Genomic DNA, 20132 nt, shown 5'->3' on the forward strand with positions numbered 1-20132 from the left:
CTTAGCAGGCGGCGTGGTTGACGGTAATGACGTGGACCGCCAGCCCGCCCAACGATGTTTCCTTGTACTTCACCTGCATGTCGGCCCCGGTCTGGCGCATGGTCTCGATGACGTTATCTAAACTGACGAAGTGGGTGCCGTCGCCTTTGAGTGCCAGCGAGGCGGCGGTGATCGCCTTGATCGCGCCCATGCCGTTGCGCTCGATGCAGGGAATCTGCACCAGGCCGCCGATCGGGTCGCAGGTCATGCCCAGGTGGTGCTCGATGCCGATTTCGGCGGCGTTCTCGACGCGCTCGTTGGAACCACCAAGCGCCGCCACCAGGCCGGCCGCCGCCATGGCGCAGGCCACGCCGACTTCGCCCTGGCAGCCCACTTCGGCGCCCGAGATCGAGGCGTTCTTCTTGCACAGCATGCCGATGGCCGCTGCGGTCAGCAGGAAGACGCGGATGCCGGCAACCGCATCGCTCGGGCGGCAGTCTTCCGCGTAATAACGCACGACGGCCGGGATGATGCCGGCCGCGCCATTGGTCGGCGCCGTGACGACCCGCCCGCCGGCCGCGTTTTCCTCGTTCACCGCCATCGCGTACAAGGTGACCTGGTGGGTTGAGTCGTGCGGCAGTTCGTTGATGCGGTTCCCAAGGTCGCAGTGCGCCGCTTTCCACAGCTTGGCCGCGCGGCGTTTGACGTTCAGGCCGCCGGGCAGCTGGCCATCGGTGACCAGGCCGTGGGCGATACAGTCGCGCATCACGGCCCAGATCCGGTCCAGGCCCGCATCGAGTTCGGCTTCGGTCATGCGCGCCAGCTCGTTCGCACGCAGCATGTGCGGGATCGACAGGCCGTGCTGGCGGCCCTGGTCCAGCAGCTGCTGCATGGTCGCAAACGGGAACGGGATGTCCACCGCCGGCGCCTGTTCCGCACGCGCCTGGCTCTCGCCCGCCGCGGTAATGAAACCGCCGCCAACCGAATAGTAGACCCGTTCGATCAGGCTGCCATCACGCAGCTGCAGCACGAAGCGCATGCCGTTCGGGTGCTCGGGCAGGGTCGAGGCCTTGTGCCAGACTAAATTCGCCTTCTGGGTGAACGGCACCTCTTTGGTGCCGAGCAGCTTGATCACGCCGTCCAGCTCCGCTTCGGCCAGCCTGTCCTCGACCGAATCCGGATCGATGTCCTGCGGCGTCTCGCCCATCAGGCCGAGGATCACCGCCTTGTCGGTCGCGTGGCCGATGCCGGTCAGTGCGAGCGAACCATACAGGTGGGCTTCGACGCCGATCGCGTTCTCGAGCGAACCGCACTCCAGCAGGAAGCGCCGCGCCGCCACCATCGGGCCCACCGTATGGGAGCTCGATGGGCCGATCCCGATCTTGAACAGATCAAATACACTCATGTCCATCTAGTTGTCTCGACTATTTTGGTTTTTTATTGTTGTGTGGTGATGCCGGAACGGTGAAGCTCAAGCCGTGATGCCGACGTCGATATTCTTCAGCATGCTGGCGACCATCTCTTCGATGCCGATGCTGGCTTTCCAGCCCCAGTCTGCCGTCGCGCGGCTGTCGTCCAGGCTCTTCGGCCAGGAATCGGCAATCGCCTGGCGGCTGTCCGGCTTGTACGCCACCTCGAATTCCGGCTGTGCCTTCTTGATGGCGGCAGCCAGTTCGCGCGGGTTGAATGACACGCCGGCCACATTGTACGAGGAGCGGATCAGGACTTTTTCCGGCGCTGCGTCCATCAGTTCGATGGTAGCGCGGATCGCGTCCGGCATGTAGATCATCGGCAGGGTCGTTTCCGGTCCCAGGAAGCAGTCGTAGGTCTCGCCCTTGAGCGCCGCGTGGAAGATGGCGATCGCGTAGTCGGTAGTGCCGCCGCCAGGAGGCGACTTGTAGCTGATGATGCCCGGGTAGCGGATCGAGCGCACATCCACACCGTACTTGCTGTGGTAGTACTCGCACAGGCGCTCGCCGGCGAGCTTGCTGATGCCGTAGATCGTGGTCGGGTCCATCACCGTGTATTGCGGGGTGTTCTCCGCCGGGGTGTTCGGGCCGAAGGCGGCGATCGACGAAGGCCAGAACACTTTCAGCGGCTTGCCCGCCTCGCCACGCTCGCGCGCCACTTCCAGGATGTTCAGCAGGCCGTCCATGTTCAGCGACCAGGCCTTGAGCGGGGCCTTTTCGCCGGTGGCCGACAGCAGCGCCGCCAGCTGGTAGACCTGGGTGACGCCCTCGGCATCGATCAGGCTGGCCATCCGGTCCTTGTCCATCACGTCCAGCTGCATGTAGCGCGCCGCGCCGTACACGTTGTTGCTGCCGATGTCCGAGGCGATCACATTGTCCTGGCCGTGCTGCTCTGCCAGTGCCGTGACCAGTTCGCTGCCGATTTGGCCGTTTGCGCCGATGATGAGGATGCGTTCCATGTAGATTCCGTCCTGTTGCGTGCTGCGTGATTGATTAATTATTCTTGAGGATGCCGAGTTCGCGCCCGGCCTGCTCGAAGGCGGCCAGCACGGTGTCGAGCTGCTCGCGGGTGTGGGCGGCGGAGAGCTGCACGCGCACGCGCGCCTGGCCCATCGGCACCACCGGATAGAAGAAGCCCGACAGCAGCACGCCCAGTTCGAACATGCGGGCGGCGAACTTTTGTGCGATCGGCGCTTCGAACAGCATCACCGGCACCACCGGGTGGGTGCCCGGCTTGATGGTGAAGCCGATGCGCTCGATCTCCTTGCGGAAGTAGGCGGTGTTCTCGTGCAGGCGGTCGCGCAGTTCGGTCGACTTCGAGATGCGGTCGAGTACCGCCAGACTAGCGCCGGCGATCATCGGCGCCAGCGTGTTCGAGAACAGGTAGGGACGCGATTTCTGGCGCAGGGTCTCGATGACCTCTTTGCGGCCGGAAGTGAAGCCGCCCATTGCGCCGCCCAGGGCCTTGCCCAGGGTGCCGGTGATGATGTCGATCTTGCCGATCACTCCGCAATGCTCGTGGGTGCCGCGGCCGGTCGCGCCCATGAAGCCGGAGGCGTGCGATTCGTCGATCATGGTCAGGGCGCCGTATTGCTCGGCCAGAGCGACGATCTTGTCCAGTTGGGCGATGGTGCCGTCCATCGAGAACACGCCGTCGGTGACGATGATCTTGTGGCGCTTGCCGGCTTCGGTGGCGGCGATCAGCTGCTTCTCCAGGTCGGCCATGTCGTTGTTGGCGTAGCGGTAGCGCGCCGCCTTGCACAGGCGCACGCCATCGATAATGGAGGCGTGGTTCAGGGCGTCCGAGATGATCGCGTCGTTTTCGTCGAACAGCGGCTCGAACACGCCGCCGTTGGCGTCGAAGGCGGCCGCGTACAGGATGGTGTCTTCGGTGCCGAGGAATTCCGACAGCTTGGCCTCGAGTTCCTTGTGCACGGTCTGGGTGCCGCAGATGAAGCGCACCGAAGACAGTCCATAGCCGTATTTTTCCAGCGCGGCGGCGGCCGCCTTCTGGGTTTGCGGGTCGCCCGACAGGCCCAGGTAGTTATTGGCGCACATGTTGATCAGGGTACGGCCATCCTGGGCGACCACTTCGGCGCCCTGGCGCGATGCCAGCACGCGTTCCGGCTTGAACAGGCCGTCGTTGCGCAGGGTTTCAAGCTTCTGCTGAAGGCCGCTATAGAATGCTCCGTCGCTCATGTGTCCCACTCCTGATAGTCTGGTTTGGCCAGGGCCGGCTTGACCGGCGGATGGCAGTGTTGTACCGTTGGATCCGTTCGATTGAAAGAACCGAGTTCTGTATGTCGAACGAAAATTCAATATATTGAATATTACCCCTAGCTAATGTACTTGGCAAGCCGCAGCGACAGACGCAGTGACAACCGTAGCGACAACCGCAGTGACCACCTACAGCAATGACGAAAACGATAACAAATAACGCCCCGCCGGAGGTTGGCGCCACGCTGCAGCGCATGCGACTGGCCCGTGGTTTGACGCTGGAAGACCTGTCGCGCATCGCGGGGGTGTCCAAGTCGATGCTATCGCAGATCGAGCGCGAAAAGGCCAATCCGACCATCGCCATCACCTGGCGCCTGGCCAATGCCCTGGGCGTGGAGATCGGCGAGCTGCTGTCGTCCGAGGTACGTTCGGTGGACCTGATCCGGGTGGTCGACGCCCACGAGACCCCTACCTTGCCCGGCGCCCATGCCGGCTATTCACTGCGCATTCTGGGCCCGATGGACCTGGCGGGCAAGTACGAATGGTACGAGCTGACCCTGGCGCCCGGGGGTGAGCTGAAATCGCAGGCGCACGATCCGGGGACCAGCGAGCACCTCACGGTGCTGAGCGGGGCGGTCGAACTGGAAGTGGGCGCGGAGAAGCGCAAGATCAAGCATGGCGGAACGGCGCGGTATCCGGCGGACCATGACCATGTGATCAGGAATGCGGGGAAGACGGAGGCGAAGGCGCTTCTCGTTGTCGTACAGAGGTGACGAGATTTCGTAGGGTGGGCGGGGTAATTTCGGGCAATGCCCGGAATTACGAACGCCCACGCGGTGATAGTTAAGGTTTGAACAGCCGTACGGGCAGCATCACCGTAATTTGACCGCGTGGGCAGGAAACCTGCCCACCCTACAACACCGAACGGCCGCGTAATTGCTTACGCGGCCGTTTTTACGTCAGCTTTACAGCATTTGAAGATTAGTTACTACCGCCCACCGCCTTCTCGCCCTCACCCACCTTCAGCTCACGCGCCAGGAAACCCCAGCGATCGGCCACTTCCTCGATCTGCTTGGTGGTCGGCTTGCCCGCGCCGTGGCCCGCCTTGGTATCGATACGGATCAGGATCGGTGCAGCGCCGCCTTGCGCTGCCTGGGCTGCAGCAGCGTACTTGAAGCTGTGCGCCGGGACCACGCGGTCGTCGTGGTCGGCCGTGGTGACCATGGTCGCCGGGTAGCAGGTGCCGGCTTTTAGGTTATGCAGCGGCGAGTACTTGACCAGGGCCTTGAACTCGTCCGGGTTCTCCGACGAGCCGTAGTCCGAGGTCCAGGCCCAGCCGATGGTGAACTTGTGGAAGCGCAGCATGTCCATCACGCCGACGGCCGGAATCGCCGCGCCGAACAGTTCCGGACGCTGGGTCATGGCCGCACCCACCAGCAGGCCGCCGTTGGAGCCGCCGCCGATCGCCAGCTTCTTCGGCGAAGTCACCTTGTTGGCGACCAGCCATTCGGCCGCGCCGATGAAGTCGTCGAACACGTTCTGCTTCTGCAGCTTGGTGCCGGCCTGGTGCCAGGCTTCGCCGTATTCGCCGCCGCCGCGCAGGTTGGCCACCACGTAGACGCCGCCCATTTCCATCCAGGCCAGGTTGGCCGGCGAGAAGCTAGGTGTCATCGAGATGTTGAAGCCGCCGTAGCCGTACAGGTAGGTCGGGTTCGAGCCGTCCATCTTCAGGCCCTTCTTCGACACGATGAACATCGGCACCCTGGTGCCGTCGCGGCTCGTATAGAACTGCTGGCGGGTCTCGTAATCAAGCGGGTTGAAATCGACCTTCGGCTGGCGGAATACGGTGCTCTGGCCGGTCTTGAGGTTCAGGCGGTAGATCGTGGTCGGGGTGGTGAAGCCGGTGAACGAATAGAAGGTCTCCGATTCGCCGCGCTTGCCCGACAGGCCGCCCACCGAGCCGATGCCCGGCAATGCGATTTCGCGCACAGCCTTGCCCTTGAGGTCGTGCACGCGCACGACGCTGCGCGCATCCTTCAGGTATTCCAGCACGAGCTGGTTGTTGATGATGTCGGCGCCGGCCAGGGTGTCGGCGTTTTCTGCGACGACTTCCTTCCAGTTCGATTCGGCAGGCTTGCTGACGTCGATCGCGACAATGCGCTTCTTCGGCGCATTGCGGTCGGTGCTGAAATAGAACACCGAACCGACATTGTCGATGAAGGTGTAGCCGGCGTCGAAGTTGTCGACCAGGTCGATGACTTTCGAATCGGGTTTGCTCAGGTCTTTGTACGACACGCGGTATTTCGGCGCGGTGCCCTTGGTGGTCGTGATGATGAGGTAGCGGCCGTCGTCGGTGGTCTGGCCACCGAAGCCCCATTCCTTCTGGTCCGCGCGGTCGTAGACCAAAGTATCGGCGCTTTGCGGCGTGCCGATGCGGTGGAAGTACAGCTTCTGGAAGTAGTTGACGTCGGCCAGCTTGGTGGCTTCCTTCGGCTCGTCGTAGCGGCTGTAGAAGAAGCCCTTGCCATCCTTGGTCCAGGCGGTGTTCGAGAACTTGACGAACTTGACGTGGTCCTCGAGATCCTTGCCGGTCTCGATGTCGCGCACCTTGATCTCGTTCCAGTCCGAGCCCGAGGCTGCGGTGCTGTAGGCCAGCAGCTTGCCGTCCGGGCTGACCTCGATGCCGGCCAGCGCGATGGTGCCGTCCGCAGCCAGGCTGTTCGGGTCGAGCAGTACGCGCGGGGAGTCGCCCAGGCTCTTCTGGGTGAACAGGACCGACTGGTTCTGCAGGCCGTCATTGCGGGTGTAGAAATAGCGGCCGCCCTCCTTGCCCGGCACGCTGAAGCGCTCGTAGTTCCACAGCTTGGTCAGGCGCTCGCGGATCGCCGCACGCTGCGGGATCTGGGCCAGGTAAGCCTGGGTCACCTGATTCTGGGCCGTGACCCATTCCTTGGTCTCGGCGCTGTTCGCGTCCTCGAGCCAGCGGTAAGGGTCCGCCACCGTGGTGCCGTGGTAGTCATCAATCTGGGCGGTCTTTTTCGTAACCGGATAGGTCAGGGAAGTTCCGTTAGCCGGGCAGCTTTGTGCCAGCGCCGCGTTGGCGCCGAAGGCCGCAGCCAGCAGGGTGACGAGCGTTGCGTGTCTCAAGGTCATGTGGTTCTCGTTCGAGTTATTCATGGGGTCGGCCTGGAGCAGCTGACAATGTTTGCCAGGCGCTCTTGGTGCCGCAGGCCATCATAACGCGAAATTCAACGCTCGCCTATGCATGGGAAAGCCCGTCAATACGGGCGCGCCGGGCGACTACCCAGCAGGCAGGAGGGAATGCGCCTGGGCCTCAGTGGCTGGCCCCGGGACGCCGCTGGCGCCGGGCCGACTGCACCCGGCTTGCCAGCGCCCTGCCCCAGGCGCTGCCGCCGGTCCCCGGCTTGCCCAGGCCGGTGCCGCGCGGCCGGCGCGCGCCGTGTTCGGCCCCGGCGGCGAGCAGCATCCACATATAGGCACGCAGCGGGTCGCGCTCGACCCCGCGCCCGCTGTTGACCATGCCGCCCAGGTTGTACTGGGCCAGCGCATGGCCCTGCTCGGCAGCCTGGCGGTACCAGTAGGCGGCCAGGGTGTCGTCGTGCGGCACGCCCTGGCCATTGGCGTACAGCACGCCCAGGTTGTTCTGGGCGCTGGCATCGCCCTGCTGGGCGGCGCGCCGGTACCATTCGGCGGCGCGCGCCTCGTCGCGCGGCACGCCGTCGCCCTTGGCGTACATGACGCCGAGGCTGAACTGGGCGTTGGCTGCGCCCTGCTCGGCGGCGCGCAGATACCATTCGAGTGCGCGCGCCGGGTCGCATGCGGCGCCGCGGCCGGTTGCGAGCATGGCGCCGGCGCAGTATTGGGCCTGGGCGTGGCCGCGGTCGGCCGCGCGCACGAACCAGCACAGCGCGCGCTCGTCGTCGCCCGAGCCATGGCCTGCCGCCAGCAGGGTGGCCAGCACGTACTGGGCCTCGGTATCGTTCTTCAGCGCCGCGCGTTCGAGCCAGGCGACCGCGCGTTCGGGATCGGGCTGCGCTCCCAGGCCTTGCGCGTAGGCGACGCCGAGATAGCGCTGGGCCACCGGGTCGCCCAGCGCAGCAGCCTGGCGGAACCAGCACAGCGCCTGGGCGTCGTCGGCTTCGACGCCGTCGCCGCGCCGGTACATGAGTGCGAGGTTGAGCTGGGCAGGTGCATGGCCCTGGCGCGCGGCCTTGCGGAACCAGGCCATGGCCAGCGGATGGCTGACCGGCGCCCCGAGCCCGCGCAGGTAGCATTCGCCCAGCACGTTCTGGGCACTGGCCAGCCCCTGCTCGGCGGCGCGGTAGAACCAGCCGAAGGCCATGTCGTGCGATTGCGTCACGCCGCGGCCTTTACGGTAGAGCAGGCCCAGGTTCTGCTGGGCGGAGGGATCGCCCTGCGCCGCAGCGCGCCCGAACCACCAGGCCGCCAGCTCGTCGCTGCGCTGGGGGCCGCGCGCGTTGCAGTACATGGCGCCGAGGTGGTTTTGCGCCGCCGCCAGTCCCTGGCTGGCCGCACGCTTCATCCACTTGAGCGCCAGGGTTTCGTTACGTTCGACGCCCTCGCCCTGCTTGTACAGCAGGCCGAGGTTGTACTGCGCGTAGGGATTGCCGCGCACGGCAGCGGGATGGAACCACAGGAAGACTTCGTACCCTTCGCGGGCCGCGTTCTGGCGATTCATCCCTTCCCCTCCACCCTTCCTGCACGCTCGGCAACTCGGCGGCCGGCGAGCCGGCGCTCCGGCAACGCGGGAAAAATGGCAAGAAAAGAAGCTCCCGTCGTTGCTAAAATTTTAAGAGGCTTGCGCGCGCAGGGTTTGCGTAGGAACAATCGTGCCGACGGATCGACTTTACACAGGCATGGTTTGGGGACGTGGACCGAGCGAATACGCAAGGATGGCGAGCGCGGCCAGGCACCAGACGATCAGCGCCCCGGACGGCAGGTCGAGCACCACCGACAGCACCAGCCCGATACCGTAGCCGCCGATCCCCACCAGGTAGGCAAACGGGAGCTTGCGGGAGTCCGGATAATGGCGCACAGCCAGGCTCGGCACGATCAGGCTGGCAAACACCAGGTAGACGCCGACCAGCTGCACCGAGGCGGTCACGGCCAGCGCAAACAGCAGGTAGAAGCCGAGCCGGCCGAGCCTTTCCTTGAAGCTTGCCAGCAGGGCCAGGATCACCAGCGCACCCAGCGCCGGCATGGCGAGCTGGGCATAGCTGACCCAGAGGATCTGTCCGGCCAGCAAGTCCTGCAAATGCTCGCCGCCGTGGGGATTGTGCGCCACCAGCAGCAGGCCGGCGCTGGCCGCCAGCACGAACAGCACGCCGATCTGCGCTTCCTGCACGTCGGGCCAGCGCCTCTCGGTCCAGGTCAGCAGCAAGGCGCCGAGAACGGCGGCGACGCCGGCCGCCAGCTGCACCGTCCAGCCGGCCGGATCGAGCCCGGCCGTGCCGGCAACGATCACGCCCAGGGCCGCGATCTGGGCAATGGCGAGGTCGATGAAGACGATGCCGCGGCGCAGCACCTCGGCGCCGAGCGGGATGTGGGTGGCGAGCACCAGCAGGCCGGCCAGGAAGGCCGGCAGCACGATCATGAAGTCGAAATCCGCCATGCTCACTTGGCCGCCCCGGCAGCTGAGGTGAGGCGCTTGACGGTGGTATCGAACAGCGCGAACAGGTTGCTTGATGCCTCGTCGGCGCCGACGGTATAGGGCACCACGACCGCCGGGATCTTTGCTCGCTGCGAGAGCCAGAGCGAGGCGCGCGGGTCCTGGTAGGCCGCGCGCAGCACCAGCTTGGCCGGACGACCCTGCAGCTGCGCCAGCAGGCCGCCGAGGTGGGCCGCACTCGGCTCGACGCCGGGCTTGGCTTCCAGGGTGCCCACGGATGTCATGCCCAGCCAGTTCAGCAGGTAGGACATGTTCTTGTGGTGTTCGACCACTGGCGTGCCCCTGAGCGGCGCCGCCTGCTGCTCCCATTTGCGGATCGCGGTTTTCCAGCGCGCCGCGAAGTCAGCCTGGCGCGCCCCGTAGAAGGCGGCGTTGGCCGGATCGATTTCGCCCAGGCGCTTGGCCAGCGCCACGCTCACCAGCGCGATATTGTGGGGGTTGAGGTGCACGTGCGGGTTGCCGTAGGCGTGGACGTCGCCCTCGGCGCGGTCCAGGCGGGTCGGCACGTCCAGGCGCGGCACGACGCTGCCGGCCTCGAAATAACCGGGCCGGCCACGTTCGATCTTGTCGTTGCCCGACTGCTGGACCAGCAGCGGCAGCCAGCCCGCCTCCAGGTCGAGCCCGGTGCAGACCAGCAGGTCGGCCTTGCGGGTGCGCGCGATCAGGCCGGGCCGGGCTTCGACGCGGTGCGGGTCCTGCAGCGCGGAAGTCGCGCTGGTGGCGCTGACTTTGTCGCCGCCGAGTTCCTGGGCCAGGGCCTGCCATTCCGGTTCGCAGGCCAGGATGTTGACGGCGGCGTTCGCGCCGCTGCAGGCCAGCAGGCCGGCGATGGCGCCGGAGACCAGTGCGGTGTGAAGTCGGTTCATGCTGCGCTCCTTTAGAAGTTGTGCGCGGCGTGGGCGCCGAGGCTCATGATGTACTGCAGGGACAGCTGGTTGTCCGTGGCTTCAGGACGCGACTGGTCGCGTGCGAACTGCAGGCGCAGGCGCGAGAACTCGGTCGGGCTGTAGTCGACCATCACGCTGGAACGGCGCGGGTTGTAGGCCGCCAGCGACGGGAACGCCTCGACACCCAGCACGCCCTCGTCCACCAGCCCGATGCGGGTGCTACCGGCCGACAAACGGTCGTGGCGCAAGCCCGTGCGCCAGTTCGGTGCGAACTGGTAGACGCCTTGCAGGTACCAGCCGGACTGGCGGCTGCGGTAGCCGCCGGATTCGTCCATCGCAGACAAGCTGCCGGACTCGCGGCGCTGCAGCCATTCGCCCTGCAGTTTCAGGTTCTGTTGGGTCGGGTTGCCGTTCGGCGCCCACTTCCAGACTGCATCCGCCACCAGCACTTGCGAGCGGCCGCTGAAGGCCGCCGGCATGCCGGCTTCATCGAACTCGCGCTCCGCCGCGCGGGTGCGCAGGTAAGACAGGCCGGCACGCCAGCTCGACGAGTTGCCGATGTCGCCACCCATGTGCGCGAACACGGTCGACGCCCCGACGCCGTTCTTGTTGCGGTCGTTGCCGGGGAAATTGCGGCCGCTCGCTGCTTCAAGACCGAACTCCAGGAAGGTGTCCAGCGGGGCCAGCCAGCGCGCCTGGATGCCGTCCGGCTTGTACTGGCCGCCGAAGAAGGCCTGGTAGGCGAAGGGAGCGTCCACGAAGTCCCAGGTGTGGGCGTGCTGGCTGTTCAGGTAGCCGATGCCGGACATGAAGCGGCCGGCCTTGACGTTCAGGCCATTGCCGAGCGCCCGGGTGCGGACATAGGCTTCTTCGACCTCGATTTCGTTCTCGCCGGTAATGGCGAAGGTCGCCTGGCCGGCGAAGTTCGGGTCGATGTTGCTGGAGATGGTCAGCTCTGACTCGCCCAGGTTGAAACTGCGCGCACCGGGGCCGATTTCGCCGTCCGGCGGCACGAAGCCCTGGAAGCGGAATTCGCCCGGGTCTTTCGAGAGGTTCGACAACGTGCCGCCGAGGACCATCGAGATCGCCGGGTTGAAGGCGTTGGCGCCAGTGGCGGCGGCTGTAGGAGCGGCGGCAACGACAGGGGCTGCGGTGGCCGCCGGTGGCGGCGCCGCAGCCGCCGCATTCTGCGCCTGGGCGACAGCCGCTTGGGCGTCCTGCAGGCGCTGTTCGAGCGCTTCCAGCCTTGCTTCGTAGCTCGCCTTCATGGCCTGGATCTCGGCGCGGATCGCGGCCAGGTCCTTGTCGTCGGCAGCGTGGGCGGAAATGGAGACGGCAAATGCGGCGGCCAGCGCCGCGGTCAATACGGTTTTCTTCAACATGATGGATTCCTGTTCGATCGGGATAGGCGAGACGCGTCCGGAGGCAAGGCTGCCGGGACGGGCTCAGGGCAAGGCAGGTCTATCCGAGAACAGGGGGCGCGCGGCTATCGTAGGCGCGGACTTGTTGGGCGCGCCAGGCAAGCGCGGCGGCATCCGGCGCGTGGCTCGAGGCCAGGCCAGTTGCGACAAACTGGTGCGGGGAATTAACGAGGGGAACATCGAGTTGCGCCAGGCCGAGGCACTGGGCGCAGCTGCGGTCATGCGCAAAGGCGCTGGACAGCTCGGAGTCTTCCGCCGTTTGCTGGGCGACGGGGCCGCCGATCTGGCTGGTCCAGTGGCTCAGCGCGTGCGACATCGCCATCTGCTGCGACAGCAGCAGAACAAGCGACAACAGCACGCGGAACACGGAACGGCGGATCATGATGCCCGCATTCTAATGCGATTAAGTCAGCTTTGTAAGACTTTTCGCCTCAGGCGGCGGCGCGCGCCTCCTCCATCCGCTGCCGCTCGAGCTTGATGTATTTATCGAGGAAGACCGGCACCTTGGCGGCGGCCACCTTGTTGACCGAGACCAGCAGGCCGGGCGCCACCCGTTCCAGGCCATGGGTACGGCCCAGGTGGCGCGCCGCGTGCAGCAGCACTTCGGCAGCGACTTCGGCATCGGCCTCGGCCCGGTGGGCGGTGCCGCGGAAGGCGATGCCGAGCTGGCTCGAGAGATTCCCCAGCTTGTAGCTCGGCAGGCCCGGGAACAGGCGGCGCGACAGTTTGAGCGAGCACACCAGGCCCGCATGCGCGGTCGGCCGGCCGATACGCCAGCCTTCGGCCTTCAGGAATTTTTCGTCGAAGCTGGCATTGTGGGCCGACAGGATGTCGCCGCCGATAAAGTCCAGCAGCTCGGGCACCACGCGGCCGGCGGACGGCGCCGAATCGACCATCGACTGGGTGATGCCGGTCAGCTGGGTGATGAACGAAGGGATGCGCACGCCGCAGTTCACCAACGAGACATAGCGCTCGCGGATTTCGCCGCCGACGATGCGCAGCGCGGCGACTTCGGTGATGCGGTCACCCATGTCGGGCGAAAGGCCGGTGGTCTCGAAGTCGAGCATCACGATCGGGCGGTCAAACACACTCATGCTTATTCCTTGTCGCTTGCGAGTACTACAGATAAATACTATTTAACCGAATTTGCGCAGCGCGTCGAGCGCCAGGCCGGCGCCGATGCTGCCGAACAAATCGCCCTCGACCTTGCGCGCGCCCGGCACGGTTGCCGCGATGCGCTCGCGCAGCAGCGAAACGCCGCTCGAGCCACCCGTGAAGAATACCGTATCGACGTCTTCCGGTTGCACTCCCGCTTCGGAAAACAAGCGCAGCACGGTGGCGCCGACGCTGTCCACCAGTTGCGCGATGGCGGCCTCGAAGCCAGCCCGCTCCACCAGCAGCGATTCGGCCGGCGTCAGGCGCTCCAGCTCCAGGGTCACGGACGGGCTGGCGGACAGGCCGATCTTGGCGGCTTCGACCTGCATTGCCAGCCAGTGGCCGGCACGCTCGTCGATGAGGTTCTGCAGGCGAGTCAACTTCGCCGGCTCTTTGGCGTCGCGCACCAGGTCGGCCAGCTGCGCGATGCTCTTGCGCGTATAGGCCTGGTTGATCGTATGCCAGGTGGCCAGGTTGAAGTAATAGCTGGACGGGATGGCCGCACCCGACAGCATGCTGCTGCCATAGCCGAGCAGCGGCATCACGCTCGCCAGGCTCAGGTATTTGTCGAAGTCGGTGCCGCCGATGTGCACGCCGCCATTGGCGAGGATGTCGTCGCGCCGCTCGACGCGCCCGGCGCGCTGGGGGCCGAGGCGCACCAGCGAAAAGTCCGAGGTGCCGCCGCCGATGTCGGCGATCAGGACCAGTTCCTCGCGATCGATCTGCGACTCGTAGTCGAAGGCCGCGGCGATCGGCTCGTACTGGAACGAGATCTCGCGGAAGCCGCTTGATCTCGCGACCTCCTCGAGCGTGTCCTGGGCGCGGCGGTCGGCCTCGAGGTCGTCGTCGATGAAGAACACCGGGCGGCCGAACACGGCGCTGGTGAATTCGCGCCCCGCCTGCTGCTCCGCGCGGCGCTTCACCTCGCCGATGAACTGGCCCAGCAGCGCCTTGAACGGCAGCGCGCGGCCGGCGACTTCGGTCTGGCCGTCGATCAGGCTGGTGCCCAGCAGGCTTTTGAGCGAGCGCATCAGGCGGCCTTCGTAGCCTTCCAGGTAGTCGGCCAGCGCCGCGCGGCCATAGCTGACCTGCTCGTCATCGGCATTGAAGAAGACGACCGAGGGCAGCGTGGCCTTGCCGTCTTCCAGGACCAGCAGGGATCGGGCCCCGGGCTGGAGGCTGCTGCCGGGCAGCCAGCCGACTGTGGAATTCGAGGTGCCGAAGTCAAGGCCGCAAGCGAGCGCCATAAGAACCTTTGTCTTTAAAGGGGCGGTATGGTAACAGATAACCAGCGGCATCGACTGTCCGGGCGAGCCAATTTTCGGGGCTGTGGCAAACTCACAAACATCCGTATTGACATCCCTCGGGGACCACCATGGACCACGACCCCGGCGCTTCTGCCGTGCCACTGGAGTGGCTCATGAAGCGCAACTGTTCGATGACGCCCCGCCAGGCGCTGCTGGTGTACGCCCTGCTGTGCTGCGCCACGCTGGGCATCGCACTGATCTTTACGCTGCGCGGGGCCTGGATGGTGCTGGCCTTTGCCCTGATCGAGAGCGCGGCGGTGGGCGCGGCCCTGCTCCACTACTGCCGCCACGCGCTGGACCACGAGCGCGTCCGGCTGGCAGGGGGTGCGCTGCTGGTCGAACATGCCGAGGGCCGCCACCGTCGCGTCGTTCGCCTCGACCCACATCATGCCCGCGTCAGCCTGGTTGACACCCGCATGCGCACCCTGGTCGTGATCGAGGCGCGCGGCCTGCGCGTCGAGATTGGGCGTTATCTGACGCCTTCCGCGCGGCTGGAACTGGTACGCGCCCTGCAGCTGGCCCTGCGCGGCGGCGCCCTCCCCTAGTCCGGTCCGCTTCGCTCCCTGTAAGCAACTTCTTACATAAGCACGGCAACACTACCGATAGGGCGCGCGCATGCTAATGCCCATAATGCTGACTTGACTGCGTGACAACATTTTTTGCGTAAAGAACAATGACAAGGATTGGCAATTAGATGAGCAACAAGCAACAGGCCGGGGCCGTCGTGGTGCATGGCGGCGCAGGTGCATCCCTCGACAACGAAGACGGCTGCGTCCTGGCCGCGCGCCGCGCCCTGGCCCAGCTCGAAGCCAGGGGCGACGCCCTGGAAGCCGCCATCGAAGCCGTGACCACCCTGGAAGATGACGGCCGCTTCAATGCGGGCAACGGCGCGACCCTGTGCCTGGACGGCGCCACCATCGAGATGGATGCCTCGATCATGGACACGCGCGGGCGCCTCGGCGCCGTCGCCTGCGTGCGCGATGTGAAGAATCCCGTGAAGCTGGCGCGCGCCATTGCAGATACCCCGCACGTAATGCTGGCCGGCGAAGGCGCCCAGCGCTTCGCGCGCAGCATAGGCATGCGCGAGAGCGCGCCGATTTCCGAGCGCCAGCGCGCCGACCACCGCAAGCTGATGTCCGAGCTGGCCGGCTCGGTGCCGCTGATGCCGGGCATCGACAACCGCCTGTTCGACCGCTTCTGGAACTACAAGACCCCGCTGCAGCTGCCGAAATCGACCGCCTGCGACACCGTCGGCGCGGTGGTGCGCGGCGCGGACGGCCACTTCGCCGTGGCCTGCTCCACCGGCGGCTCGGCCCCGTCCCTGCTGGGACGCGTAGGCGACAGCCCGATCATCGGCAGCGGCTTCTACGCCGGCCCGCATGGCGCCATCGCCGCCACCGGCATCGGCGAACACATCATCCGCCACCTGCTGGCGCGCACTGTCTACGGCTGGATCGAAGACGGCATCCCGCTCGAACAAGCCCTGGCGCGCGGGATTGCTTTGTTCGACAAGGAAGTCAGCGTCGGCCTGATCGCCTTGACCCGCACCGAAGCCCATGCCCATTCCAACCAGGGCATGCCTTATTCGAAGATGACCCAACGATGAGCGAGCCAATGAACGAGCAGCAGCAAAAAAACGGCCACCTGGTGATCATCGGCGGCCATGAAGACCGCAAGCACGACATGGCCATCCTGTCGCGCTTCGTCGAATTGTGCGGCGGCACCGATGCCCGGATCGTCGTGATCACCGCGGCCAGCACGGTCGCCGACGAAATGTGGCAGGTCTACGACAACGCCTTCGGCGCCCTTGGCGTGACCCGCCACAGCCACCTCGAGGTAACCAGCCGGCAGGATGCCAACAGCGCCGAATTCGTGCGCCAGGTGGCCGAGGCCGACGGGATTTTCATGACCGGCGGCGACCAGAAGCGCCTGCTGGCCCTGATCGGCGGCACCGCACTGGATGCCGAGATGCATATCGCGCTCAAGACGCGCGGCGCCACCATCGGCGGCACCAGTGCCGGGGCCTCGGCGATGTCGGGGCATATGCTGGCCCAGGGCCGGGTCGAGCTGCACCCGGAAAAAGGTTCGGTCAGCCTGGGCGCGGGCCTGGGCTTCCTGCACCGTGTGGTGATCGACCAGCATTTCTCCGAACGCCAGCGCCTGTCGCGCCTGTTGTCCGTCGTGGCGCAAAACCCCTACCTGCAGGGCATTGGCATCGATGAAGACACCGCGCTGGTCATCGAGCGCGGGGTCGGGATCGAAGTACTGGGCCAGGGCGCCGTCACGATGGTGGACGGCCGCACCATGATCACCAATGTGGCCGACATCAAGGACCGCGACACGCCGGAGCTGATCGACGTACGCCTGCACCTGCTCCCTGCGGGCAGCAAGTACCAGCTGCCCACCAGCGATATAGCGACGGAAAAACGCCTGCCTTTGCCCCTGATTGATATTTTAGAAATCGTAACCAAACGGACGCCTCTCCAATGAAAATCAAGAATAAACGCCTGCTGCGCGGCCCCAACCTGTACGCCGACAGCCCTTGCCTGATGGCCGTGATCGACGACGGTGCCACCAAAGCCCCCGGCTTTGCCGCCCGCCTGTTCGCCCTGCTGCCGGCGCTACCGCCGGATGCCGCCGTGCGCCTGGCCGACGATGCGCTGCTGGTCGAAGCACTCGAGCTGGTCGTGATGGAACTCCAGCGCCTGGCCGGCGCGCCGGGCAGTTTCGGCGCCACCCTGGCCGTTGCCGGCGCCGCGCGCGCGCGCCGCGTGGTGTGCGGCTACACCACCGAGCAAGTCGCCGAAGAGGCTCTACGCACCGGGCTCGCCCTGATCGACGCAGTCGCCGCCGGGCGCGAATTCGACCTCGGCCCTTCGCTCGAGCACCTGCGCGCGACCGCCCAGGACTATGCCATCGGCACCAGCACCGGCGCCGTGGTGCAGGCCGCGATCCGCCGCGGCATCCCGGCGCTGCGCCTGACCGACGAAGCCAACCTGTTCCAGCTGGGCTGGGGCAGCCGCCAGAAGCGCCTGCAGGCCACCATCACCGGCGCCACCAATTCGATTGCAGTCGGCATCGCCAGCGACAAGCAGCTGACCAAGGCCCTGCTCGAAGCAGCCGGCGTGCCGGTGCCGGGCGGAGCGACGGTGAGCACGATCGTCGAAGCGCAGCGTATCGCGCGCCGCCTCGGCTGCGCCGTCACCATCAAGCCGCTCGACGGCAACCAGGGCAAGGGAGTGACCACCAACTGCGCCACGCCGGAAGAAGTGGCGCGCGCGTTCGAGCATGCGCGCCGCTATGGACGCCGCATCATCGTCGAAGAACACCTGGCGGGCCGCGACTACCGCGTGCTGGTCACCGGCCGCAAGGTCGCCGCCGCCTCGTGGCGCCGTCCGCCGGGCGTCACAGGCGACGGCTATTCGACCATCCGCGAGCTGGTCGAAGTCGAGAACCGCAACCCGGCACGCGGCGAAGGCCATACCAATATCTTGACGAAGATCCCGATGGACGCGCTGGCCGAGGAAACCCTGGCCAAACAGGGCTACGGCTTCGACACCGTGCTGGACGTTGGCGTGAGCGCCGACCTGCGCGGCAATGCCAACCTGTCCACCGGCGGCACCGCCGAAGACGTGACCGACCTGCTGCCTGAAGAAACCCGCGAGATCTGCATCCGCGCGGCGCGCACCATCGGCCTGGACGTGGCCGGGATCGACATCGTCTGCCAGGACATCTCGCAGCCGCTGCGCGCGCAGAAAGGCGGCATCATCGAAGTCAACGCCGCGCCCGGCATCCGCATGCACCAGTACCCGAGCCGCGGCACCCCGCGCGACGCGGGCGATGCGATCGTCGACGCACTGTTCGGCGACTGCGACGGCCGCATCCCGACGGTCGCCGTCACCGGCACCAATGGCAAGACCACGACTTCGCTGCTGATCGCGCACACCACCCGCATGGCGGGCCTTCATACGGGGGTCACCACGACCGAAGGCGTGTACGTCGACGGCCAGCCCACCATGAAGGGCGACTGCACCGGCTACCGCTCGGCGCGCAGCATCCTGTCGGACCCGGGTGTCGAGTTCGCGGTCCTGGAAACGGCCCGCGGCGGCATCCTGAAACGCGGCCTGGCCTACGACCGCTGCGACGTGTCGGTGGTGCTGAACGTCTCCGCCGACCACCTGGGCCTGGACGGCGTCGAGACGCTCGACGACCTGGCCAGGGTCAAGGCGGTGGTGGCGCAGCGCGCCTCGCGTGCGGTGGTGCTCAATGCCGAAGACGACTACTGCGTGGCGATGGCCAAGGGCCTGCGCGACGGCGTCGAAGTGCTGTACTTCTCGCTCGACGCCGACAACCCGACCCTGCTGCGCCACCTGGAAAACGGCGGCCGCGGCGTCTACCTGCAGGATTCCACCCTGGTGCTGGCCAACGGCGCACGCCACGAAGCGCTGCTCGACGCGCGCCAGATGCCGGTCTCGCTGGGGTGCGCCGCGCGCTACAACATCGCCAACGCCCTGGCGGCTGCCGCTGCCTTGACGGCGCACGGCTTCGGCAACGCCGAAATCGCGGACGGCCTGCGCAGCTTCGTCTCCGACAGCAAGAGCAACCCGCTGCGCTCGAACCTGTACGACGTCGAAGGCGTGACCGTGATCGTGGATTACGCCCACAACTGCGCCGCCTATGCGGCACTGGCCGACAGCGCGCGCGCCATGAGCGCGGGCCGGCTGGTGGGCGTGGTGGCGGCGCCCGGCGACCGCCGCGACGCCGACCTGGTCGACATCGGGCGCACCTGCGCGGCCGGCTTCGACGACCTGGTGATCTACGAATCCGAGAACCGCGGCCGCTCCGAAGGCGAGACGGCCGCGCTGCTGGTGCTCGGCGCGAAGCCGGCGATCGCCGCGGATGCGCTGACCGTGGAGCTGGACGTGCACGCCGCGATCCGCCACGGCCTGTCGCTATGCCAAGCGGGTGACGTGCTGGTGTTCGGTTGCGGCTCCTCGATCACGGAACTGACCGAGGCATTGCGCCCGACCAGGCCCGAGTTGGCACGCAGGATCGAGGCCGAAGCGATCTGACCGCGAGCACCCCCTCCCGAAAAGCCCCCGCGTGGGGCTTTTTCCTTAGGTATTACTTAAACTGATAGATGCATATGTGTCTAGAAGCTCATCTTCTAGCATTTCGTTACAACATCCGCGTTGCAGCCGTGTATCCTTTCTTCACTTGCCGACTCGCAATTGAAAATTGTAAAGCTTTCACATGAAGATGGATAAACACGGAATGCCGCAATTGTTGGCCGCCCTGGTGCTGGCGCTTGGCGTCGCAGGCTCGGCACTTGCCGGGCCGCTGGCCGGCGCGCCGCAAGCGTACGCCGGCGTTGCCGCGGCGGGAACCGACCACAACGGGGGAGCCAGCAAGGTCAATCCGAAAGTGTTCGGCGGTGTCGCCTTCAGCGACAGCCTGGCGGTCGAAGGCGGCTATATCGACCTGCGCAAGGCGACTGCCGCACCGGAAGCGCGCACCATCGACCTCGGCGGTTTTGGGTCGTATGTCGCTGCCCGGCTGATGCGTCCGCTTACCGAGAAGCTCTCGGCCTACGGCAAGCTGGGCGTGGCGCACAGCCAGCGCAAGGTGAGTCATGTGGGCGTGGTCGGCAAGGACAGCGACACCGGTATCTATGGCGCTTTTGGCCTGCAGTATTCGATCGCGCCGGGCGTGGCCATCAGCGCCGAGTACGAACGCTATGGCAAGGACAAGAAGACTGGGGCCAAGGCGGATGCCTGGACGCTGGGGATCAATTTCGCATTCTAGGACTGGCAAACGGAAGCAATAGCGCCGCGCAGGCGAGTGTCGCTTGATTAGCCGAGAATCGTAGGGTGTGTAAGGGCAAAGTAGAAATGTCCGGTTTGGGCAAAGTAGAAATGTCTGCTTTTGCGATGTAGTTCATGCTGTCGACTCCGAAAAGTTTGGGGTCCAGCGTGAGCGAAACCGGG

18 protein-coding genes are annotated in these 20132 nt (G+C 66.1%); 6 read left to right on the top strand and 12 right to left on the bottom strand.

What is annotated here, in order from left to right; all coding sequences use genetic code 11:
• Nucleotide 1: 1 nt before the first annotated feature.
• The 3 genes from HGB41_RS22575 to HGB41_RS22585 are packed head-to-tail and all read right to left on the bottom strand — an operon-like array spanning nt 2 to nt 3647.
• Nucleotides 2–1390 carry an L-serine ammonia-lyase gene (locus tag HGB41_RS22575; RefSeq protein WP_171088560.1) on the bottom strand — a complete coding sequence of 463 codons (1389 nt, stop codon included), beginning with the start codon at nt 1388–1390 and terminating at the stop codon, nt 2–4.
• A 60-nt stretch (nt 1391–1450) separates the two neighbouring features.
• A complete protein-coding gene (locus HGB41_RS22580) occupies nt 1451–2407 on the bottom strand; it encodes an NAD-dependent epimerase/dehydratase family protein (protein WP_171088561.1) in 957 nt (318 codons plus the stop codon).
• A gap of 34 nt (nt 2408–2441) precedes the next feature.
• Nucleotides 2442–3647 (bottom strand): glycine C-acetyltransferase, encoded by a 1206-nt coding sequence (locus tag HGB41_RS22585; RefSeq protein ID WP_171088562.1) that lies wholly within the window; start codon nt 3645–3647, stop codon nt 2442–2444.
• Nucleotides 3648–3862: 215 nt separating this feature from the next.
• Here HGB41_RS22585 and HGB41_RS22590 point away from each other — a divergent pair, with 215 nt between their 5' ends.
• On the top strand, nt 3863–4438 hold the full coding sequence (locus HGB41_RS22590; RefSeq protein ID WP_171088563.1) for a helix-turn-helix domain-containing protein: 576 nt from the start codon (nt 3863–3865) through the stop codon (nt 4436–4438).
• 208 nt (nt 4439–4646) lie between these two features.
• Here the strand turns inward: HGB41_RS22590 and HGB41_RS22595 are convergent, their stop codons facing one another.
• The 8 genes from HGB41_RS22595 to HGB41_RS22630 form a co-directional block, all read right to left on the bottom strand.
• Nucleotides 4647–6818: a prolyl oligopeptidase family serine peptidase gene (locus tag HGB41_RS22595; RefSeq protein ID WP_171088564.1), complete on the bottom strand. Its 2172-nt coding sequence runs from the start codon at nt 6816–6818 to the stop codon at nt 4647–4649.
• A gap of 181 nt (nt 6819–6999) precedes the next feature.
• Nucleotides 7000–8385 (bottom strand): tetratricopeptide repeat protein, encoded by a 1386-nt coding sequence (locus tag HGB41_RS22600; protein WP_171088565.1) that lies wholly within the window; start codon nt 8383–8385, stop codon nt 7000–7002.
• Between the two features lie 168 nt (nt 8386–8553).
• Nucleotides 8554–9318: a metal ABC transporter permease gene (locus HGB41_RS22605; RefSeq protein WP_171088566.1), complete on the bottom strand. Its 765-nt coding sequence runs from the start codon at nt 9316–9318 to the stop codon at nt 8554–8556.
• Nucleotides 9319–9320: 2 nt separating this feature from the next.
• Nucleotides 9321–10241: a metal ABC transporter substrate-binding protein gene (locus HGB41_RS22610; protein WP_171088567.1), complete on the bottom strand. Its 921-nt coding sequence runs from the start codon at nt 10239–10241 to the stop codon at nt 9321–9323.
• 11 nt (nt 10242–10252) lie between these two features.
• A complete protein-coding gene (locus HGB41_RS22615; protein WP_171088568.1) occupies nt 10253–11644 on the bottom strand; it encodes a porin family protein in 1392 nt (463 codons plus the stop codon).
• 79 nt (nt 11645–11723) lie between these two features.
• Nucleotides 11724–12065, bottom strand: coding sequence for a hypothetical protein (locus HGB41_RS22620; protein ID WP_171088569.1), 342 nt, complete (start codon nt 12063–12065; stop codon nt 11724–11726).
• A gap of 49 nt (nt 12066–12114) precedes the next feature.
• Nucleotides 12115–12777 (bottom strand): 3'-5' exonuclease, encoded by a 663-nt coding sequence (locus HGB41_RS22625; RefSeq protein ID WP_171088570.1) that lies wholly within the window; start codon nt 12775–12777, stop codon nt 12115–12117.
• 42 nt (nt 12778–12819) lie between these two features.
• Nucleotides 12820–14085 (bottom strand): Hsp70 family protein, encoded by a 1266-nt coding sequence (locus tag HGB41_RS22630; RefSeq protein WP_171088571.1) that lies wholly within the window; start codon nt 14083–14085, stop codon nt 12820–12822.
• 173 nt (nt 14086–14258) lie between these two features.
• Here HGB41_RS22630 and HGB41_RS22635 point away from each other — a divergent pair, with 173 nt between their 5' ends.
• The 5 genes from HGB41_RS22635 to HGB41_RS22655 all read left to right on the top strand — a co-directional run bounded on the left by HGB41_RS22635 (nt 14259) and on the right by HGB41_RS22655 (nt 19950).
• A complete protein-coding gene (locus tag HGB41_RS22635) occupies nt 14259–14690 on the top strand; it encodes a DUF2244 domain-containing protein (protein WP_171088572.1) in 432 nt (143 codons plus the stop codon).
• 149 nt (nt 14691–14839) lie between these two features.
• A complete protein-coding gene (locus tag HGB41_RS22640) occupies nt 14840–15751 on the top strand; it encodes an isoaspartyl peptidase/L-asparaginase (RefSeq protein WP_171088573.1) in 912 nt (303 codons plus the stop codon).
• Nucleotides 15748–16635 (top strand): cyanophycinase, encoded by an 888-nt coding sequence (locus HGB41_RS22645; RefSeq protein ID WP_229423185.1) that lies wholly within the window; start codon nt 15748–15750, stop codon nt 16633–16635. The genes HGB41_RS22640 and HGB41_RS22645 overlap by 4 nt, the downstream gene beginning before the upstream one ends.
• Nucleotides 16632–19217 carry a cyanophycin synthetase gene (gene cphA / locus HGB41_RS22650; RefSeq protein WP_171088574.1) on the top strand — a complete coding sequence of 862 codons (2586 nt, stop codon included), beginning with the start codon at nt 16632–16634 and terminating at the stop codon, nt 19215–19217. Before HGB41_RS22645 ends, cphA begins: the two co-directional genes overlap by 4 nt.
• Nucleotides 19218–19419: 202 nt before the next feature.
• A complete protein-coding gene (locus HGB41_RS22655; protein WP_171088575.1) occupies nt 19420–19950 on the top strand; it encodes a porin family protein in 531 nt (176 codons plus the stop codon).
• On the opposite strand, the gene HGB41_RS23290 is transcribed toward HGB41_RS22655, so the two are convergent.
• Nucleotides 19934–20132 (bottom strand): hypothetical protein (locus tag HGB41_RS23290; protein ID WP_212761070.1); only part of this gene is annotated, 199 nt, incomplete at its 5' end. The two genes, HGB41_RS22655 and HGB41_RS23290, sit on opposite strands and share 17 nt — an antisense overlap.

It is taken from the genome of Telluria aromaticivorans (assembly GCF_013003915.1).
GTDB lineage: Bacteria > Pseudomonadota > Gammaproteobacteria > Burkholderiales > Burkholderiaceae_D > Telluria > Telluria aromaticivorans.

What these genes read in the sequence shown, in the direction of transcription:
- HGB41_RS22575 (WP_171088560.1), bottom strand. Translation starts at nt 1,390, where the DNA reads ATGGACATGAGTGTATTTGATCTGTTCAAGATCGGGATCGGCCCATCG.
- HGB41_RS22590 (WP_171088563.1), top strand. Translation starts at nt 3,863, where the DNA reads ATGACGAAAACGATAACAAATAACGCCCCGCCGGAGGTTGGCGCCACG.
- HGB41_RS22585 (WP_171088562.1), bottom strand. Translation starts at nt 3,647, where the DNA reads ATGAGCGACGGAGCATTCTATAGCGGCCTTCAGCAGAAGCTTGAAACC.
- HGB41_RS22600 (WP_171088565.1), bottom strand. Translation starts at nt 8,385, where the DNA reads ATGAATCGCCAGAACGCGGCCCGCGAAGGGTACGAAGTCTTCCTGTGG.
- HGB41_RS22655 (WP_171088575.1), top strand. Translation starts at nt 19,420, where the DNA reads ATGCCGCAATTGTTGGCCGCCCTGGTGCTGGCGCTTGGCGTCGCAGGC.
- HGB41_RS22615 (WP_171088568.1), bottom strand. Translation starts at nt 11,644, where the DNA reads ATGTTGAAGAAAACCGTATTGACCGCGGCGCTGGCCGCCGCATTTGCC.
- HGB41_RS22630 (WP_171088571.1), bottom strand. Translation starts at nt 14,085, where the DNA reads ATGGCGCTCGCTTGCGGCCTTGACTTCGGCACCTCGAATTCCACAGTC.
- HGB41_RS22640 (WP_171088573.1), top strand. Translation starts at nt 14,840, where the DNA reads ATGAGCAACAAGCAACAGGCCGGGGCCGTCGTGGTGCATGGCGGCGCA.
- HGB41_RS22595 (WP_171088564.1), bottom strand. Translation starts at nt 6,818, where the DNA reads ATGACCTTGAGACACGCAACGCTCGTCACCCTGCTGGCTGCGGCCTTC.
- HGB41_RS22625 (WP_171088570.1), bottom strand. Translation starts at nt 12,777, where the DNA reads ATGAGTGTGTTTGACCGCCCGATCGTGATGCTCGACTTCGAGACCACC.
- cphA (WP_171088574.1), top strand. Translation starts at nt 16,632, where the DNA reads ATGAAAATCAAGAATAAACGCCTGCTGCGCGGCCCCAACCTGTACGCC.
- HGB41_RS22620 (WP_171088569.1), bottom strand. Translation starts at nt 12,065, where the DNA reads ATGATCCGCCGTTCCGTGTTCCGCGTGCTGTTGTCGCTTGTTCTGCTG.
- HGB41_RS22610 (WP_171088567.1), bottom strand. Translation starts at nt 10,241, where the DNA reads ATGAACCGACTTCACACCGCACTGGTCTCCGGCGCCATCGCCGGCCTG.
- HGB41_RS22635 (WP_171088572.1), top strand. Translation starts at nt 14,259, where the DNA reads ATGAAGCGCAACTGTTCGATGACGCCCCGCCAGGCGCTGCTGGTGTAC.
- HGB41_RS22645 (WP_229423185.1), top strand. Translation starts at nt 15,748, where the DNA reads ATGAGCGAGCCAATGAACGAGCAGCAGCAAAAAAACGGCCACCTGGTG.
- HGB41_RS22605 (WP_171088566.1), bottom strand. Translation starts at nt 9,318, where the DNA reads ATGGCGGATTTCGACTTCATGATCGTGCTGCCGGCCTTCCTGGCCGGC.
- HGB41_RS22580 (WP_171088561.1), bottom strand. Translation starts at nt 2,407, where the DNA reads ATGGAACGCATCCTCATCATCGGCGCAAACGGCCAAATCGGCAGCGAA.